Source organism: Bradyrhizobium canariense (assembly GCF_900105125.1).
Lineage (GTDB): Bacteria > Pseudomonadota > Alphaproteobacteria > Rhizobiales > Xanthobacteraceae > Bradyrhizobium > Bradyrhizobium canariense_A.
In genome coordinates, this window is sequence record NZ_LT629750.1 from 5,272,434 (window position 1) to 5,289,405 (window position 16,972).

A 16,972-nucleotide genomic window follows, 5' to 3' on the forward strand; every position below is an offset into this window, starting at 1 on the left:
AACACGTCATCATGAGCAGCACCACCGGGCCGTCGGGCGCAATCCAAACCGCTGAAATCGAAGATTCCAGCCTGCTGGCGTTTTACCGCGACATGAAGCTGCCGGAGCGGCGGACGTTTTGGGCTTGCGCCGCGGGCTGGGCGCTCGACGGCATGGATTTCATGATCTATCCGCTCGTGATCGGTACCATCATCACGATGTGGAAGGTCGATGCGGGGACGGCCGGCCTTGCCGGTACCGTCACGTTGCTCGCCTCCGCCGTTGGCGGCTGGCTCGGCGGCTACCTGGCGGACCGCATCGGCCGGGTCAAAACCCTGCAGCTGACGATCCTGTGGTTTTCGGTTTTCTCGCTGGTCTGCGCCTTCGTGCAGAATTTCGACCAGCTGCTGATCGCCCGTGCGCTGCTGGGCCTGGGTTTTGGCGGCGAATGGGCCGCGGGCGCGGTGCTGATGGGCGAGTCGATCCGGCCGCAGTACCGGGGGCGCGCGGTCGGCTCGGTGCAATCCGGCTGGGCCGTCGGCTGGGGCCTGGCGGTGCTGTCGCAGGCGGTTCTGTTCTCGTATTTGCCGGCGGAGACCGCATGGCGCTGGATGTTCGCCGTCGGCGCATTGCCGGCACTCCTGGTGTTTTTCCTGCGCCGCTATGTGGAAGAGCCGGAGATCGCCGCCGCCACCCTCGCCAAACAGAATGCGAGTGGCGAGCGCCCGGGGCTTGCAGAGATCTTCAAGGGTCCGATTCTCAAGACCACCATTCTGGCGTCGCTCGCGGTGACCGGATGTCAGGGTGGCTATTACGCGATCACCTTCTGGGTGCCGCGCTTCCTCACCACCGAACGCAAACTTTCGGTCGTGAGTTCGACCGGTTATCTTTCCGCTTTGATCATCGGCTCGTTCGTCGGCTATCTCGTCGGCGCCTGGCTTGCCGACAAGATCGGCCGGCGCAAGCTGTTTTTGTATTTTTCTCTCGGCGCCATCGCCGTCATCATCGCCTATACGCAACTGCCGCTGACCAATGAGATCCTGTGGGTGCTGGGCTTCCCGCTCGGCTTCTTCGCTTCGGCTTATTTCTCGGGCGTCGGCGCATTCCTGACCGAGCTCTATCCGACGCGGCTGCGCGGATCGGGCCAGGGCTTTTGCTACAATTTCGGACGCGGCATCGGCGCGCTGTTTCCATTCCTGGTCGGCGCCCTCTCGACCACGACATCGCTCGCCAACGCCATCGCGATTTTCGCGGTCGCGGCTTACGGCCTGTTTTTCCTGGCGGCATTTGCGTTGCCGGAAACCCGCGGCCGGATCCTGCACGCGGATACCTAGGGTCAACATAGACAGAATAGAATCGGAGATCGTCCAATGGCATCGCTCAAAGGCAAGACGATATTCGTATCGGGCGGCAGCCGCGGCATCGGGCTTGCGATTGCGTTGCGCGCCGCGCGTGATGGCGCCAATGTCGCGATCGCCGCGAAAACAGCCGAGCCGCATCCGAAGCTCAAAGGCACGATCTACACCGCTGCCGACGAGATCCGTGCCGCCGGCGGCAAGGCGTTGCCCATTATCTGCGATATCCGCGAGGAGGCGCAGGTGATATCGGCGGTCGACCAGACCGTCGCTGAATTCGGCGGCATCGATATCTGCGTCAACAACGCCAGCGCCATCAGTCTCACCAATTCGCAGGCAACCGACATGAAGCGGTTCGACCTGATGATGGGCATCAATACCCGCGGCACTTTCATGGTGTCGAAATATTGCATCCCGCATCTGAAGAAGGCCGGAAACCCGCACATCCTGATGCTGTCGCCGCCGCTCGACATGAAGGCAAAATGGTTCGAGCACTCCACCGCCTATACGATGGCGAAGTTCGGCATGAGCATGTGCGTGCTTGGTCTGTCGGGTGAGCTGAGAGCAGCCGGGGTTGCGGTCAATGCGCTGTGGCCGCGTACGACGATCGCCACCGCCGCGGTCGGCAACCTCCTGGGCGGCGACGCCATGATGCGCGCAAGCCGCACGCCGGAGATCATGGGCGACGCCGCCTATGCCATCTTCACAAAGCCATCACGCGAATTCACCGGGCAATTCTGCATCGACGACAAGGTGCTTTACGACAGCGGCGTACGCGACTTTGAGCCCTACCGCGTCGATCCGTCCGTTGCGCTGATGTCGGATTTCTTCGTGCCCGATGACGACGTGCCGCCGCCCGGTGTCACGGTGCAGCCGCTGCCGTCCGTCGGCGGCGCGCAGAAACCGCGCTAGCTCTCGTCAGCGCCCGACGGTATAGGGTCCGCCTTTTTCCAGCGCTCGCTTGTAGGCCGAGCGGGCGTGAATGCGGTCGAGAAACGCCATCGCTTTGGGATGACCGAGCTCGAGTCCGGCGCGCGCCGCGGCGGCTTCGAGCGGAAAGCTCATCTGGATATCGGCAGCGGTGAATTCATTGCCCGCGAACCATTCGCTGTTGCCGAGTTCACTTTCCCAGAACGCCATGTGCTGCTTGAGTTGTGGATTGACCAGCGCGGTCAGCGCCTGATTGGAAACCTTGCGCACCAGCGGCCGCAGCAGCGCCGGTGCACGCTTCGGCATCAGCGTGAACAACAGCTTCAACAAAAGCGGCGGCATCGCCGAGCCTTCCGCATAATGCAGCCAATAGGTGTAGCGCAGCCGTTCCGGCGTTTTGGGCGGCGGAATCAGCCGGCCCTCGCCATAGGTGTCGATCAGATATTCGGCGATCGCGCCGGACTCCGCGATGGTGTTGCCGTTGTCGGTGATGACAGGTGATTTTCCAAGCGGATGGATCGCGCGGAGTTCCGCCGGCGCGCGCATGTCGGGCTGACGCTGATAGCGGACGATCTCGTAGGGAACACCAAGCTCTTCCAGCAACCACAGCACGCGTTGCGAGCGGGAATTGTTGAGATGATGAACAGTGAGCATGGCAATTCCCCCAAGCGTTTTCGATGAGTTCTGCTCGTAGCAGCGGTTGTCACGGTTGGCGATTGGACTGGGGTCGGATGCCACCGATCCCTCGGGGCCGACTTTCTAATATTTACCCGGGTGATATTGACATTTTAATTTACCCGGGTAAATTATATGAGACGTCAATATCAGGATATTGCAATGGCTCAAGCTGTTTCCACTTCGTTTACTGCCTTTTCCGGCCATCAGCGGCTGGTTTCAGGCCCACTGGCCGAGGTTGCACTCGCGGTGATGAAGGCTTCAGGAAGCGCCGCTGCGGAGCCTATCGTCATCTTTGACGATGCCACCGGCCGCTCGATCGACCTCAATCTTCGCGGCACCGAGCGAGAGGTGGTGGCACGCTTGCCTCAGCCGCCTTCGAACCTGGAAACACCGGTCGACGAGCTTTCCGCGCCGGAGCCGCGTGGGCGCGGGCGGCCGAAACTTGGCATTGTGGCCCGCGAAGTCACGCTACTGCCCAGGCATTGGGAGTGGCTGGGGACACAGCCCGGCGGCGCGTCGGTCGCGCTGCGAAAACTGGTTGAGGAAGCGCGTCGTTCGAGCGGCGACCGCGACCGTAGCCGTGCCGCGAGAGACGCAGCCTATTATTTCATGTCGACGATGGCGGGCAATCTGCCGGACTTCGAGGAAGCGTCGCGGGCTTTGTTCGCGGACGACCGGCGACGGTTTGTCAGCCTCATTGCGGGCTGGCCTGGCGATATCCGCGACCACATCGTCAGGCTTGCCTTTAATGATCACGTCGAACCAGCTTCCGCGTGATCGCGGCGCTCCGCTGTACTGCAGGCCTTTGGAAGTCGCGTATCGCGCCGGGCCACAATATTACGATCGTCATAAAATAGTGGACGCGCCACACCCGCTGCGCCACAATATCCCGGAAAAGAAACAGGGAGGCAGTTTTGACTCGGACAAGCCCGCAATTCATGTTCGATTTCGGCAGCCCCAACGCGTTCCTTAGCCACGAGGCCATTCCGGCGATCGAAAAGCGCACCGGCGTGAAGTTCGAATATGTGCCGATTCTACTCGGCGGCATCTTCAAGGCCACCAACAACAAATCCCCGGCGGAAACCCTTGCCGGCGTCAAGAACAAGCCCGCGTTCTATGCGCTGGAGACCGAACGCTTCGTGAAGCGCTTCGGGGTCAAACCCTACACCTGGAATCCGTTCTTTCCGGTCAACACCCTCAATCTGATGCGTGCCGCCGTCGCCGCGCAATTGGAGGGCGTATTCGAGCCATACATCGAGGCGGCGTTTCATCATATGTGGAGCGAGCCAAAGAAAATGGACGATCCGGACGTGGCGGCCAAGGCCCTGACGGCGTCCGGCCTCGATGGGGCAAAGCTGCTCGCACGCGCACAGGAACCCGAGGTCAAGGCCAGGCTGATCGCGAACACCCAATCGGCGGTCGAACGCGGCGCGTTCGGCTCGCCGACCTTCTTCGTCGGCAAGGAGATGTTTTTCGGCAAGGAGCAGCTGCGCGAAGTCGAGGAATTGATCTCGGGGAAGTGATAGCGGCGCCGAAGGCTTTAGCGTATTCGCGGGACGCCACGGCGGAGCCAAGTGCAGCGCCTGGACATTCGAGCTGGAGATACGTCCGTTCGGAGAAAAGTGGTAATTTGGCGAGTGCCGGATGGTGAGCCGCGAATGGAAGCTTCCCGTTCGCTATTCGCCACCCGGTACCCGCCCTCAAGCAACAACAAAAGGACTGAACAATGCGTATTCTCGTGGTCGGTGCCGGTGCGATCGGCGGATATTTCGGTGGCAGATTGTTGCAGGCCGGTGGCGATGTAACTTTTCTGGTCCGGCCACGACGTGCGTCTGAACTCGCCTCCGCGGGCCTTGTGATCAAAAGCCCCAACGGCGATGTAACGCTGAAAAATCCCCCGGCCGTTCAGGCCGACAAGCTCGCTGAAAAGTTCGACGTCGTCCTGTTGAGCTGCAAGGCGTTCGATCTCGAGGACGCGATCAAGTCATTCGCGCCGGCCGTCGGTCCCCAAACATCCATCATCCCGCTGCTCAACGGCATGCTGCACCTCGACGTGCTCGACAACAAGTTCGGAAGCGAGCGCGTGCTCGGCGGCCTCTGCGCGATCGCGGTCACGCTCAACGACAAGCGCGAAGTGGTGCAGCTGCAACCGATGCAGTCGCTCACTTTCGGCGAGCGCGACGGCAAAATGTCGGACCGGGTTCGCGCCATCGCCAAGGTCTTCGCCAGCGGCAATTTCGGCTCGGTCGCCAGCGAAGTCATCATTCAGGAAATGTGGGAGAAGTGGGTGTTCCTGGCCTCACTCGCTGCCTCGACCAGCCTGATGCGCACATCGATCGGCAATATCCTGGCTGTGCCGGGCGGCCGGGATTTCATTCTCGGCATGCTTGATGAATGCACCGCGGTCGCAACCGCCGCGGGCAGCGCTCCTCGCGCGCCGTTTCTGGAGCGTGCGCGCGGGATGTTGACCACCGAGGGATCGCAGATGACGGCATCAATGTTCCGCGACATCAAGGTAGGCGCGCCAGTTGAAGCCGATCACGTGATCGGCGACCTGACCGCGCGCGGAGATGCCGCCAAGGTGCCGGTGCCAAAGCTGCGGATCGCTTACACCCATCTCAAGGCGTATGAGAAGCAACGGGGGTGAGGTTCACACATCCGCGATTCCCTCGAGATGGCCGGGCTTGATCCGGCCATCCACGTCTTGAGGCTACTCAAGCAGGTACCGCAAATAAGTTTACGCAGTCTGCGCAACGCAGACTGCTATGGCCGGGCAGGACCGTCTGGTCAGATTATCGTGTCTCACAAATGCGCGAGATAATGCGCGAGCGCGGTGATTTCCTCGTCGCTCAAGGGATAGGCGACATCCGTCATCGCAGCTCCCGCGCCGCCGGTCCGTACGCCTGATTTATAGTCGTGCAGCGCCTTGACGAGAACTTCCTCGCGCTGGCCGGCGAGGCGGGCAACGGCCTTCGTTCCCGCATATGAATCGGTATGGCAGGATGCACAGCGCCGGCCAACGGCAGCCTGCGCGCCCTTCTTCGACAGATCGGGGTTGTCGTCGGGCTTTGCATTTTTCGGCGGGGTAAGCGAAGCAAAGTAAGCGCCGAGAATGCGAATATCTTCATTACTGATCTGTTCGGCGATCGGCTGCATCTGCTCGTTCTTGCGCGCACCGCCGCGGAAGAAAACCAGTTGCCACTGAATGAACTGATCCTGCTGGCCGGCCAGCGATGGAATGTTCTCGGTTTGCGAAATGCCGTTATCGCCATGGCAGCCGGCGCATATTTCGGCCTTTTCCTTGCCGGCGGCTACGGCGTCGGCCGCGCGAGCGCTCACCATCGGCGCCAGTCCCAGGGCGAGGCCGCACCATGCATACAAGGCGAACCGACTGCGCATGTCTGAAATTCCCATTCCGTACGCCAGAAAACAAAGGGCTGCGGTTGCCTGTTCAAGCAGCCGCAGCCCTCGAATGTTCCGCGCTTACTTCTTGCTATAGCTGATGCGATAGATCGCACCGGCCCAATCGTCAGCGACGAGGATCGAACCGTCCTTGGCCAGAATGATGTCGTCCGGCCGGCCGAGATAGCCCTGGTCGCCTTCGATCCAGCCCGATGCGAACACTTCCTGCTTGGGATTCTTGCCGTCGGGACCGACGATCACGCGCACGATCCGGCCGCCCTGATATTTATGCCGGTTCCAGGAGCCGTGTTCGGCGATCAGGATGTTGTCCTTGTAATCGGCGGGGAACTGGTCGCCGGTATAGAACTTCATGCCGAGCGGAGCCACATGCGCACCGAGCTTGAGCACTGGCGGGGTGAATTCCGAGCATTTGTGGCCCATCGCAAACTTCGGATCGGGGGTGTCACCCTGATGGCAATAGGGATAGCCGAAATGCTCGCCGAGCCGCGAGATCATGTTGAGCTTGTCGCTCGGCATGTCGTCGCTCATCCAGTCGCGCGCGTTTTCGGTGAACCAGTACTTGCCGGAGCGTGGATCGACATCGCCACCGACGCTGTTGCGAACACCGAGCGCCACCAGTTGGGCATTGCCGGTCTTGGGATCGACGCGGCGGATCTGTGACACGCTGGTCGGCGGAATGCCGATGTTGAAGGGAGGTCCGAACGGAATGTAGAACCAGCCCTCTTTGTCCTGCGCCAGATATTTCCAGCCGTGCGCCGCGTAGGACGGCATGTCGTCATAGACCACGGTGCCGTCGCCAAGCTTGTCAAGATTGGCTTCCGCATTGTCATACCTGATCAACTTGTCGACCGCGATGACGTAGAGCGCGCCGTCCTTGAACGCGAGACCGGTGGGCATGTTCAGGCCCTTGAGAATGGTCTTGACCTCTTTCTTGCCGTCCTTGTCGGTGATGGCGTAGACGTTGCCGAGACCGAACGAGCCGACGAACAGCGTGCCCTTGTCGCCCCAGGCCATCTGCCGTGCAGCCAGCACCCCGGGTGCGTAGACTTCAATCTTGAAGCCCGGCGGCAACTTGATCTTCTTGACCAGCGAAGCGAGTTCCGCTTCCGATGCGCCGGTCGGCGGACCAGATGGCGGCGCCAAGCCCTTTTGCGCTTCGGTTTCATCGCCGAGGAACCAGTCGTCCGGCGGATGCGTCCAGAATTCCTTGGTGCCCGACTGATAGCTGTGGAGCTTTTGCTGGGCGTTGACCTGGCCGGCCCCCGCAACAAAAGCAATTGCTGCGAGTGCTAGAACAGATCGATTGAGCGTCGATTTCATCGCGTCACTCCCTATGCGGCCAATGCGGCTGCTTGCGTTATTTATTTTGAAGGCTTCGAGAGATGAAGTTTGGTCTGGGTGAGATGATCAGACAGGAAAATGTTAGCACATTCATTGCGGGAGAGAAGCGTGCACCGCGCAGCTTCGCAACGCTCCAACAAATTTGAGAAGAAATTTCTCTACCCGGATTTCGTTCGAGACGATTTTGTGCTCGCTGCACTGCGGAATCGTTGCGAATACTTTGGGCAGCCAACGAGCTCGACCGCGCAGCGACGTATTCCGATAGCCATAACGCTGCATGATCCGGCAGCGGTCCCGGCGAGATCGAAGCATGGCATCACGTTGTGCAAAACGAAAAGCCCGCCGATAGGGCGGGCCTTCGTCAAAAACTGTGCCATGAGAAATCTGGAGCGGGCGAAGGGATTCGAACCCTCGACCCCGACCTTGGCAAGGTCGTGCTCTACCCCTGAGCTACACCCGCATCCGAGAAAGTGGCGGCGATCGCTCGCCGGCAACTGGCAGAGCTATGCCAAATGTGACCCATGAATGCAACAGCCGCGCGCAGCGCCGGATCGGCTTTCAGCTCCGATATCGGTTGTAAAACGTCGAATCCGTCCGAAATGGCGCGATTGGGTGTCAAATAGTTGCTTATGGCGCCGATCGGCACGTCGTCGGGTCGCCCGCGGCCGGGGTGATTTTGCCGGCTTCAAGGCGATCGGGGTAATCGCAGGGTAGGGGTGCGACGATTTTGGGAGGCGATTGAAATTTGCAGGCAACCCGCCACTTAGGGGGTGAGAACTTCTGAACCACCGGGCTGGGCCGTGCTAGAACAGGCTCAAACCTTCAGACATCAGACGAGGATCCCGTGACGATAGTTGAGCAGGGCAGCGGACCGGCGCCACAGGCGGCGTCCGATCTGATCAAGGAAACGACCACCCAGACGTTCGTGAAGGATGTGATCGAGGAGTCAAAGCGCCAGCCGGTGCTGATCGACTTCTGGGCACCGTGGTGCGGCCCTTGCCGCCAGCTCACGCCGATCATCGAAAAGGCGGTCCGCGCCGCCAACGGCAAGGTCAAGCTGGTCAAAATGAACATCGACGAACATCCTGCGATTCCAGGCCAGATGGGAATCCAGTCGATCCCGGCCGTGATTGCGTTCGTCAATGGCCAGCCCGCCGATGGCTTCATGGGCGCAGTCCCGGAAAGCCAGGTCACGGCCTTCATCAATAAACTGACAGCAGGCATGCCGGACGCCGGCGAGCCCAATATCGCGGAAATCCTGCAGGAGGCCGACGCCGTTCTGGCTGAGGGCGATCCGGCCGCGGCGGCGCAAATCTATGCCGAGGTGCTGGCGGCCGATGCCACCAATATCGCGGCGCTCGCGGGACTTGCGAAATGCTATGTCGCGACCGGCGCCATCGAGCAGGCCAAGCAAACGCTCGCGATGGTCCCGGAATCGAAGCGCAATGACGCCGCCGTGAAGGCGGTGCAGGCATCGCTCGATCTGGCCGAGCAGGCCGCTTCCGTCGGTCCAGTGACCGAGCTGGAACAGAAAGTCGCCGCAAACCCGCTCGATCATCAGGCGCGCTTCGATCTGGCGACGGCGCTCAACGCCAGCGGCAAGCGCGCTGAAGCAACCCAGCATCTGCTCGAAATCGTCAAGCGCGACCGCAAATGGAACGATGACGGCGCCCGCAAGCAGCTCATTCAGCTCTTCGAGGCCTGGGGCGGCGCGGATGAAGCCACCGTCGAGGGACGAAAGCGGCTATCGACGATATTGTTCTCGTAAACCCCTGCGCTAACCCGGGGACCTCAACATGCCCATCAATGCCGAATATCGCGGGCCCGGCGAGCTCCCTGAGGTGATTCCGGTGTTCCCGCTGCCCGGCGCGCTGTTGCTGCCGCGCGGCCAGATGCCGCTCAACATTTTCGAGCCGCGTTATCTGGCAATGGTGGACGACTCCTTTCGCGACGGCCACCGGCTGATCGGGATGATCCAGCCCGATGCAACCCATTCGCGCAACGAGGCCAAACCGGCGCTGTTTCGCGTCGGCTGCGTCGGCCGCATTACCCAGCTCGCCGAGTCCGGCGACGGCCGTTACATCCTCGAGCTGACCGGCATCGCGCGTTTCAAGGTGATCGAGGAAATCGAGGCGCTGACCCCCTATCGGCAATGCAAGGTGGATTATTTCCCCTACGTCGACGATTTCACCGCGCGCAAAGGCGAGGAGGCCGTCAATCGCGAGGCGCTGCTCGAGGTGCTGACTGATTTTCTCAAAGTGAACAATCTCAAGGTCGATTGGGAAGGCGTCGAGAGCGCACCGAACGAAGCACTCGTCAACGCACTGGCCATGATGTCGCCCTACGGGCCGCCGGAAAAGCAGGCCATGCTGGAAGCGCCCGATCTGAAGACCCGCGCCGAGATCCTGATCGCGGTCACGGAAATGGACCTGGCAAAGAAACGCACCAGCGGTGATCCCCCGCTGCAATAAGGACCCTGCCTTGAACTGAGATCCGACATTCGGTGCAAGCTCGTGTCATCGCCAAAGGAAATCGAAGTCAAGCTGCAGCTGCCATCCGCAAGTCCCGCGCGCCTTCGCCGGGTGCCGCTGCTACGCAAGATCAACGGCTCCACGCGGAAAGAGAATCAGGTCTCGGTCTATTTCGACACAGGACGCCTGAAGCTCAGAAACAGCGGCCTGACCTTGCGCGTCCGGCATGTTGGCGATCGCTATATTCAGACCATCAAATCCGATATTGGAGAATTGTTCGAGCGCGGAGAATGGGAAACCGAGATCCGGAGCGACTGGCCGGATTTGAAACAGGCCGACGCGTCCGCGCTCCAGCCGTTGGACATCAAGAGACTGCGCAAGCAATTGCGGCCGGTGTTCGAAACGCGGGTGCAGCGCACGACCTATCCTCTCACCGGCAAGGACTGCGACATCGTGTTGACGATCGATCGCGGCGAAATCGACGCCGGCGATAGCACGCTGCCGCTCTGCGAGGCGGAACTGGAGCTGAAGCAAGGCGACAGAGCGCGTTTGTTCGAGTTCGCTATTGCCTTTGCACGCGCCACTTCGGCCGAGCTTGCGATCAAAAGCAAGTCGCAACGCGGCTACGAGCTTCTCGCCGGCGACGGCGTATCAGCCGTAAAAGGCGATGAAGTTGAGATCGCGCCGGGTACGCCGGCAAAAACGGCATTCCAATCGATCGCATCTGCATGCCTCAAGCAGATTGTCGCCAACAAACCGGCCATCCTTGCCGGCGATCCCGAAGGCATCCATCAAATGCGCGTCGGATTGCGCCGCCTGCGCGCGGCAATCTCGTTATTTTCGGCTATCGTTACCGACGCGAAGACGCCCGGCATCAAGACGGGGCTGAAATGGCTCACCAACGAACTTGGCCCCGCGCGCGAATTCGAGGTTTTCCTGACCAGGGTGGTGGCTCCGCTCGGAAAACAACATGCACGACTGACCGGAATGCGAAGCCTGTCCCACGATCTGGCAGAGCGGCGCGAGGCCGCCATTGCGCGCGCATTAGCGGCCGTTTCATCGAAGCGATTTCGTGAGCTGACACTGAACTGCGCTGCATGGCTGGAAGTTGGCGACTGGCGCGAGCCACGAAACGCGGCGTTGCGCGAGCGCGGCGATAAACCGATCGAGACGGTGGCCCGGGCGCAACTCAAACGGCGCTGGAAGAAGATTCGCAAACGCGGCCGCCAGTTGGCAAAACTCGATCCGCACGCGCGGCACAAGCTTCGAATCCAGGTCAAAAAACTGCGTTACGCGACGGAATTCTATAAAACGGTGTTTTCAGGAAAAAAGAGGGAAAAGCGCAACGCGGCCTTTCTTGCGGCCTTGAAGGATATGCAGGATTGTTGCGGCGAATTGAACGACATCTTCGTGCATGAGAAACTTACCGCCGGGATCGCCGAGGCTCCGCAACCGGCCCGATCGTCCCGGCGCGTGTTCGCTGCCGGACTGCTGATCGGGCACGAAGAAGCACGGTTCGAACCGGTACTCGCCGCCGCAGAGCACGCCTTCAGCGTTTTCGAGAAATTAAACCCATACTGGGATTAGGCGGCGCGCAGACTGCCGGCGCAGCTAATAACCGGCGACGGCCAGCGCAACGACCGCGCTTAGCGCCAGCCATCCAAAATGCCGGCCGCGCATCGCCCAGGCATTGCAGATCGCGCCAAACGCAAACACGCAGGCGAGCGTCGCGATGATCCAGTGCCGCGCCGGTTCCGACGCCATCCACGGCGCGGCGATCAGCAATACGCCGCCGCCGATCCATGCCACCGTGCCGGCCTGCCAGACCAGCCGGATCAGGGTCCGCAACCGCTCAGGCTCGATGCGGGCGCGCGCGAACACCTTGGTTTCGCCGAGCACGCCGTGGATCAGCGCCACCGCAATCGCGGCCAGACCCGAACATTGCAGCAACAGATCGCGCATCTGACGCCTCCATACAGCACTGTATGGCTTGGTATGACAGGCCTATTGGCCGCTGTCAATACAGTAGTGTATGGTGACTTGTCACAGGGAAGATTCATGGCCGATCAACTTTCCGCAAAAGACTGGCTCGATCAGGGCCTCAGGACGCTGGCCCGCAGCGGCTTCACCGCGCTGAAGGCCGAGCCGCTGGCGAAAGCGATGGGGGTGTCGCGCGGCAGCTTCTACTGGCACTTCGCCGATGTTGGCGCCTACCACGCCGCGATCCTCAAGCATTGGCGCAACGTCGCCGCCGAGCAGATCATTGCCGATCTCGAGCGCTCGTCCGATCACGACGACCCGTTGCCGCTGCTGCTGCGCCGGGCGTTCGGCGGCAGGCTGGCGCTGGAGCGCGCGGTGCGCACCTGGGCCACGTTCGACCCGGCGGCTCGCGCAGCCGTGCAGGCCATCGACCGGCGCCGGCTGAGTTACGTGGAAAGCCTGCTTAGGGCACCCGGCCTGGCGGCGGAAGTGGCCCGCGCCCGCGCCCAGATTCTTTACTGGGCGTTTGTCGGCTTTGCGCTTTCGGACAAACCGTTGCCACAGGCAAAACAGACGGCCGTACTCGACGAACTGCTCCGGATCACGTCGCGATGACCGTCGCCCGGCGACATGTCCGGAGCGAATATGCTACAGGGGCAAATGACCAAGCCGGAGACCCAAGCATGACATCCCCGCCCGAGCGTCTTGAAGGAACTGTCGATCCCAAGCTTTTGGAAATTCTGGTTTGTCCGATGACCAAGGGTCCGCTTGAATTCGATGCGACGCGGCAGGAATTGATCTCGCGCTCGGCCAAGCTTGCTTATCCAATCCGCGACGGCATTCCAATCATGCTGCCGGAGGAGGCGAGGAAGATCGACTAGCTCATGCGCGCCCGGACACTCATCGTTGCGCTGGCGGCGCTCGGCCTTTCGGTTTTGGCCGTCAACGCCTCCGCCGAGGAAAGCAAAATTCGCATCGGCGCCATCGACGCCGTGCTGACGATTCCGCCTGACGTCGAACGCCCGCCGGTCGCGTTGCTGGTCGCGGGCTCCGGATCCACCGACCATGACGGCAACGGGCCGCAGGTCAAGCCCGCGACCTTGAAGAAACTCTCGGAGCAACTGGTCGCGCGTAAAATAGCCACGCTGCGCTATGACAAGCGCGGTGCCGGCGGATGGAAACCGGAATTCGGACGGCCTGAAGATTTCCGCTTCAAGGATTATGTCGACGACGCCACAGCGCTCGTGAACTACCTGCGCAGCAACGGCAAATTCTCGCATGTGGTGCTGGTCGGCCATAGCGAGGGGGGCCTGGTCGCGATCCTCGCCGCGAGCCACGTGCCGATCGACCGGCTGGTGTTGCTGGTGACCGCGGCGCGGCGGCAGGGCGATCTGATCAAGGATCAGCTGCAGAAGAAGCTTGCACCGGATGTCTACGCGCCGATTGCGAGCGCCATCGACGCCATCATGGCCGGACAGACCGTCGACCCGCCTCCACCGGGGCTAGCGATCGCGCCGTCGATGCAACCCGGCCTCGCCTCGGCGTTTACGGAAGACCCGATCGATCCGTTGAAAAAGATCGACGCCCCGACGCTGATTGTCGGCGGCGGCCGCGACCTGCAAATAGCACGGGTGGATTTCATTGCGCTCGGCGCGGCATCGCCGGCGGCGAAAACGCTTTGGTTTCCGGACATGAATCACGTCCTGGTCGATGTCACCGACGATGCCGACGATCTGGCGGCCTACGGTCAGTCGGAGCGTCCATTGGACCCCGGCTTGATCGATTCTGTCGCCGACTTCATTTTGGCCGGAGAAGCTGCGAGATAAGCGGGGCTGCTTCTCGCAATGACGTGGCTAACCTCTGGGCTTGCTACAACGCCTCGCCCTTCAGCAGGCGCGGCACCTCGCCGGCAAGCCCGGCGGCCTGGCGGATGAACAGGCTTTTCAGCGGAGGCGCGCGATCGACCAGGCCGAGCCCGATATCGCGCACGGTCCGCAGCAGCGTCGACCGGTTCGAGAACAACAAATTCAGTGAATTGGTGGCAAGTCCCATCGCCATGGTGTCGAACCGCCGCCAGCGCTGGTAGCGCTCGAGCACGTTGGCCTGGCCGAAATCCATGCCGAGCCGCGCCGCATCGACGATCACCTCGGCGAGCGCGGCGACGTCCTTGAGGCCCATGTTGAGCCCCTGCCCGGCGATCGGATGAATCACATGCGCGGCGTCGCCGATCAGCGCCAGCCGCTCGCCGATGAACGACCGCGCGACGAAATAGCCGAGCGGAAACGCGCGCGGTTTGTCGAGCGCCTTGATCTCGCCGAGATGCAGCCCGAAGCGCTGCTCGAGCTCGCCGTGAAACTCATCCGCACTGAGCGCGACGATCCGCGCGGCTTCGTCACGCTTTTCGGTCCATACCAGCGATGAGCGCTTTCCCGTCAGCGGCAGGATCGCAAACGGACCTGCGGGAAGGAAATGCTCCTCGGCGCGGCCATGATGGTCGCGCTCGTGGCCGACGGTGACGACGATGCCGGACTGATCGTACTCCCAGCCATGGGTGGCGATACCGGCACGCTCACGCAGCTTCGAGCGCGCGCCGTCGGCCGCCACCAGCAGGCTCGCCTCGACGATCCCGCCGTCGGAAAACGTCACGTCGACGCCATCGGGACGCGCGGCGAAATCCGTCACCGCGCAGGCGCGCAGCTCGATGCCTTCAGCTTCCGCCTGCCTGACCAGCGCGTCGATCAGATGGCGATTCTCGATCATGTGCGCGAACGGCTCGCCCGGCTCGACATCGCCCGCGAAAGTCAGGAATGCCGGACGGGTCGCATCCTCCAGCTTCGAATCGGTGACGACCATGTCGAGAATCGGCTGTGCGCCTTCGGCGATCTGCTCCCAAATCCCGATCGCGTCGAACAGCCGGCGGCAAGCCGCGACAATGGCGGTTGCGCGCGGATCACGGCTCGGCCGGCTGGCGAGCGCCGGATCGGCAACAATAACGGGAATCTCGCGGCCCAAGCCCTGACGCAGCGCCAGCGCCAGCGCCAACCCCGCAAATGCGCCGCCGCAGATGACAATGCTTCGCTGTGCCGACATGATTCTGCTCACTCAACGCTCTTGCTACCGCAGTATAGCTGGGCGAAACAAATAGGCGAAACAAGGTCTGCATTCGTCATTCCGCATTCGTCCGCGGAGCCTATCACGGGTCGGCCAGAGGCCGATTCCCTCGGTTCACGCCCCGGAATGACCCCAAGATCGAAAGCGTCACATGTCCAACGGCCTGATCGACCTGATTTCCATCCTCGACCTCGAGCCGCTCGAGGTGAACATGTTCCGCGGCAGCAGCCCGAAAACGAGCTGGCAGCGGGTGTTCGGCGGCCAGGTGATCGGACAGGCCATGGTGGCGGCGTGCCGCACCGTCGAAGGCCGCCTGCCGCATTCGCTGCATTGCTATTTCATCCTGCCGGGCGACCCCCAGATTCCGATCATCTATGAGGTCGAGCGACTGCGCGACGGCAAGAGCTACTCGACCCGCAGGGTCACCGCGATCCAGCATGGCAACGCGATCTTCTCGATCATGGTGTCATTTCATGCCGACGAGCAGGGCTCTTTCGATCACCAGGACAAGATGCCGGACGTGCCGCCGCCGGAGAAGCTCACCGCCGAGGAGGTAGCGAAGCAGCCGATGTTCCGTGAGATGCCGGACTTCATCCGCCGCTACTATGAATCCGATCGTCCGATCGAGTTGCGCCCGGTCGAGCTCGGCCGCTATTTCGGCCAGAAGATCGACGACGGCCGCATTCACGTCTGGATCCGCACCGCGGCGAAACTGCCCGACGATCCGGCGCTGCACATGTGTGCGCTGGCCTACGCGTCGGACTTCTCGCTGCTCGACGCCGTGATGGCGCGTTACGGCCGCACCCTGTTCGACAAGCGGATGATGCCGGCGAGCCTCGATCACGCGATGTGGTTTCATCGCCCGTTCCGCGCCGACGAATGGTTGCTTTACGCCCAGGATTCGCCGAGCGCACAGGGCGGCCGTGGCCTGACCCGCGGCTTGATCTTCAAACCCGACGGCACGCTGGTGGCCTCCGTCGCCCAGGAAGGCTCGGTGCGCGAGCGCAGGTAATGATGCGATCCAGGCCGCCGGGGAAGCACGTCCGGATCGGCCTCGCATCCGGCAAACAGGACCGGTTCGGCACTTCATCCCCTTCGGCGCGGGTCTCCAAAGGATTGTCGGCACGGAAAACCGTTATTGCCTAATATATGGGCTACTCAAAAAGGCAGATTGCCGGGCAGAAGCTGGCTGCCGGCCTCGTTTTTCGGTTGGACCTGCAAACTTTTTGTGCCATTCGCACAGAAAGATGCCACACTTGAACGTGCCAGACTTGGCGAAGCCGGACATACCGACGCGCCAGTCCGGGCATGACCAACCTTTCGGAATCCGGGAAACGAAGGCCTGACCATGAAGCTCGTCGTCGCCATTATCAAACCCTTCAAGCTGGACGAAGTGCGCCAGGGCCTCTCCGCGATCGGGGTTAGCGGCATGACCGTGACCGAGGTCAAGGGGTACGGTCGCCAGAAGGGTCACACCGAGGTCTATCGCGGCGCCGAATATGTCGTGAATTTTCTGCCGAAGCTGCGCATCGAGATCGCGGTAGCATCGAACCTGGCCGACAAGGCGGTTGAAGTCATCACCGCGAACGCCCGCACCGGCCAGATCGGCGACGGCAAGATATTCGTGACCCCGATCGATCACGCATTACGGATCCGCACCGGCGAAACCGACAGCGACGCGCTCTAGAATCTTTGCCGGTTTCT

At 61.8% G+C, this 16,972-nt stretch carries 18 protein-coding genes and 1 tRNA gene; 13 read left to right on the forward strand and 6 right to left on the reverse strand.

All coding sequences use genetic code 11. From position 1 onward, the window contains the following. Positions 1-11 precede the first annotated feature (11 nt). Positions 12-1,313 (forward strand): MFS transporter, encoded by a 1,302-nt coding sequence (locus BLV09_RS25045; RefSeq protein WP_146689299.1) that lies wholly within the window; start codon positions 12-14, stop codon positions 1,311-1,313. A gap of 36 nt (positions 1,314-1,349) precedes the next feature. Then, positions 1,350-2,246, forward strand: a complete 897-nt coding sequence (locus tag BLV09_RS25050; protein ID WP_146689300.1) for an SDR family oxidoreductase — start codon at positions 1,350-1,352, stop codon at positions 2,244-2,246. A 6-nt stretch (positions 2,247-2,252) separates the two neighbouring features. Here BLV09_RS25050 and BLV09_RS25055 read toward each other — a convergent pair whose 3' ends face one another. Continuing rightward, complete coding sequence (locus tag BLV09_RS25055) at positions 2,253-2,918, reverse strand: glutathione S-transferase family protein (protein WP_146689301.1); 666 nt, start codon at positions 2,916-2,918, stop codon at positions 2,253-2,255. 183 nt (positions 2,919-3,101) lie between these two features. On the opposite strand from BLV09_RS25055, the gene BLV09_RS25060 reads away from it, so the two are divergent. From BLV09_RS25060 to panE, 3 genes are all read left to right on the forward strand, one after another. Next, on the forward strand, positions 3,102-3,719 hold the full coding sequence (locus tag BLV09_RS25060; protein WP_146689302.1) for a DUF2239 family protein: 618 nt from the start codon (positions 3,102-3,104) through the stop codon (positions 3,717-3,719). A gap of 137 nt (positions 3,720-3,856) precedes the next feature. After that, positions 3,857-4,465 (forward strand): 2-hydroxychromene-2-carboxylate isomerase, encoded by a 609-nt coding sequence (locus BLV09_RS25065; protein ID WP_167558880.1) that lies wholly within the window; start codon positions 3,857-3,859, stop codon positions 4,463-4,465. A 203-nt stretch (positions 4,466-4,668) separates the two neighbouring features. After that, on the forward strand, positions 4,669-5,589 hold the full coding sequence (gene panE / locus BLV09_RS25070) for a 2-dehydropantoate 2-reductase (RefSeq protein WP_146689303.1): 921 nt from the start codon (positions 4,669-4,671) through the stop codon (positions 5,587-5,589). Positions 5,590-5,744: 155 nt separating this feature from the next. On the opposite strand, the gene BLV09_RS25075 is transcribed toward panE, so the two are convergent. The 3 genes from BLV09_RS25075 to BLV09_RS25085 form a co-directional block, all read right to left on the reverse strand. Beyond that, complete coding sequence (locus BLV09_RS25075) at positions 5,745-6,284, reverse strand: c-type cytochrome (RefSeq protein WP_433994444.1); 540 nt, start codon at positions 6,282-6,284, stop codon at positions 5,745-5,747. Positions 6,285-6,425: 141 nt separating this feature from the next. Continuing rightward, the gene (locus BLV09_RS25080) at positions 6,426-7,685 is read right to left on the reverse strand and encodes a PQQ-dependent sugar dehydrogenase (protein ID WP_100384950.1); all 1,260 of its coding nucleotides are present in this window, start codon (positions 7,683-7,685) and stop codon (positions 6,426-6,428) included. Between the two features lie 406 nt (positions 7,686-8,091). After that, positions 8,092-8,166, reverse strand: a tRNA-Gly gene (locus tag BLV09_RS25085). 384 nt (positions 8,167-8,550) lie between these two features. On the opposite strand from BLV09_RS25085, the gene trxA reads away from it, so the two are divergent. From trxA to BLV09_RS25100, 3 genes are read left to right on the forward strand one after another with little or no spacing between them, the layout of a single operon-like run. Next, on the forward strand, positions 8,551-9,474 hold the full coding sequence (trxA, locus tag BLV09_RS25090; protein WP_146689305.1) for a thioredoxin: 924 nt from the start codon (positions 8,551-8,553) through the stop codon (positions 9,472-9,474). 28 nt (positions 9,475-9,502) lie between these two features. Then, positions 9,503-10,177: an LON peptidase substrate-binding domain-containing protein gene (locus BLV09_RS25095; protein ID WP_146689306.1), complete on the forward strand. Its 675-nt coding sequence runs from the start codon at positions 9,503-9,505 to the stop codon at positions 10,175-10,177. A 42-nt stretch (positions 10,178-10,219) separates the two neighbouring features. Next, positions 10,220-11,764: a CYTH and CHAD domain-containing protein gene (locus tag BLV09_RS25100; RefSeq protein ID WP_146689307.1), complete on the forward strand. Its 1,545-nt coding sequence runs from the start codon at positions 10,220-10,222 to the stop codon at positions 11,762-11,764. A gap of 24 nt (positions 11,765-11,788) precedes the next feature. On the opposite strand, the gene BLV09_RS25105 is transcribed toward BLV09_RS25100, so the two are convergent. Further along, on the reverse strand, positions 11,789-12,139 hold the full coding sequence (locus tag BLV09_RS25105; RefSeq protein WP_100384954.1) for a hypothetical protein: 351 nt from the start codon (positions 12,137-12,139) through the stop codon (positions 11,789-11,791). 96 nt (positions 12,140-12,235) lie between these two features. On the opposite strand from BLV09_RS25105, the gene BLV09_RS25110 reads away from it, so the two are divergent. From BLV09_RS25110 to BLV09_RS25120, 3 genes are all read left to right on the forward strand, one after another. After that, positions 12,236-12,772 carry a TetR/AcrR family transcriptional regulator gene (locus BLV09_RS25110; protein WP_146689308.1) on the forward strand — a complete coding sequence of 179 codons (537 nt, stop codon included), beginning with the start codon at positions 12,236-12,238 and terminating at the stop codon, positions 12,770-12,772. Positions 12,773-12,840: 68 nt separating this feature from the next. After that, the gene (locus BLV09_RS25115; RefSeq protein WP_100387337.1) at positions 12,841-13,038 is read left to right on the forward strand and encodes a Trm112 family protein; all 198 of its coding nucleotides are present in this window, start codon (positions 12,841-12,843) and stop codon (positions 13,036-13,038) included. A 3-nt stretch (positions 13,039-13,041) separates the two neighbouring features. Beyond that, positions 13,042-13,983, forward strand: a complete 942-nt coding sequence (locus BLV09_RS25120; RefSeq protein ID WP_146689309.1) for an alpha/beta hydrolase family protein — start codon at positions 13,042-13,044, stop codon at positions 13,981-13,983. A 43-nt stretch (positions 13,984-14,026) separates the two neighbouring features. Here BLV09_RS25120 and BLV09_RS25125 read toward each other — a convergent pair whose 3' ends face one another. Continuing rightward, on the reverse strand, positions 14,027-15,247 hold the full coding sequence (locus BLV09_RS25125; RefSeq protein WP_146689310.1) for a ubiquinone biosynthesis hydroxylase: 1,221 nt from the start codon (positions 15,245-15,247) through the stop codon (positions 14,027-14,029). Between the two features lie 172 nt (positions 15,248-15,419). Between BLV09_RS25125 and tesB the strand changes: the two genes are divergently transcribed. Both tesB and BLV09_RS25135 read left to right on the forward strand, forming a co-directional pair. After that, the gene (gene tesB / locus BLV09_RS25130) at positions 15,420-16,280 is read left to right on the forward strand and encodes an acyl-CoA thioesterase II (protein ID WP_100384958.1); all 861 of its coding nucleotides are present in this window, start codon (positions 15,420-15,422) and stop codon (positions 16,278-16,280) included. Positions 16,281-16,616: 336 nt separating this feature from the next. Continuing rightward, positions 16,617-16,955 carry a P-II family nitrogen regulator gene (locus BLV09_RS25135; protein ID WP_100387338.1) on the forward strand — a complete coding sequence of 113 codons (339 nt, stop codon included), beginning with the start codon at positions 16,617-16,619 and terminating at the stop codon, positions 16,953-16,955. Positions 16,956-16,972: the final 17 nt, after the last annotated feature.

Bases quoted from the DNA above. Each gene is read 5' to 3' on its own strand.
- BLV09_RS25045 (WP_146689299.1), top strand. From the start codon at position 12: ATGAGCAGCACCACCGGGCCGTCGGGCGCAATCCAAACCGCTGAAATC.
- BLV09_RS25050 (WP_146689300.1), top strand. From the start codon at position 1,350: ATGGCATCGCTCAAAGGCAAGACGATATTCGTATCGGGCGGCAGCCGC.
- BLV09_RS25055 (WP_146689301.1), bottom strand. From the start codon at position 2,918: ATGCTCACTGTTCATCATCTCAACAATTCCCGCTCGCAACGCGTGCTG.
- BLV09_RS25060 (WP_146689302.1), top strand. From the start codon at position 3,102: ATGGCTCAAGCTGTTTCCACTTCGTTTACTGCCTTTTCCGGCCATCAG.
- panE (WP_146689303.1), top strand. From the start codon at position 4,669: ATGCGTATTCTCGTGGTCGGTGCCGGTGCGATCGGCGGATATTTCGGT.
- BLV09_RS25075 (WP_433994444.1), bottom strand. From the start codon at position 6,284: ATGGTGAGCGCTCGCGCGGCCGACGCCGTAGCCGCCGGCAAGGAAAAG.
- BLV09_RS25080 (WP_100384950.1), bottom strand. From the start codon at position 7,685: ATGAAATCGACGCTCAATCGATCTGTTCTAGCACTCGCAGCAATTGCT.
- BLV09_RS25095 (WP_146689306.1), top strand. From the start codon at position 9,503: ATGCCCATCAATGCCGAATATCGCGGGCCCGGCGAGCTCCCTGAGGTG.
- BLV09_RS25105 (WP_100384954.1), bottom strand. From the start codon at position 12,139: ATGCGCGATCTGTTGCTGCAATGTTCGGGTCTGGCCGCGATTGCGGTG.
- BLV09_RS25110 (WP_146689308.1), top strand. From the start codon at position 12,236: ATGGCCGATCAACTTTCCGCAAAAGACTGGCTCGATCAGGGCCTCAGG.
- BLV09_RS25115 (WP_100387337.1), top strand. From the start codon at position 12,841: ATGACATCCCCGCCCGAGCGTCTTGAAGGAACTGTCGATCCCAAGCTT.
- BLV09_RS25120 (WP_146689309.1), top strand. From the start codon at position 13,042: ATGCGCGCCCGGACACTCATCGTTGCGCTGGCGGCGCTCGGCCTTTCG.
- BLV09_RS25125 (WP_146689310.1), bottom strand. From the start codon at position 15,247: ATGTCGGCACAGCGAAGCATTGTCATCTGCGGCGGCGCATTTGCGGGG.
- tesB (WP_100384958.1), top strand. From the start codon at position 15,420: ATGTCCAACGGCCTGATCGACCTGATTTCCATCCTCGACCTCGAGCCG.
- BLV09_RS25135 (WP_100387338.1), top strand. From the start codon at position 16,617: ATGAAGCTCGTCGTCGCCATTATCAAACCCTTCAAGCTGGACGAAGTG.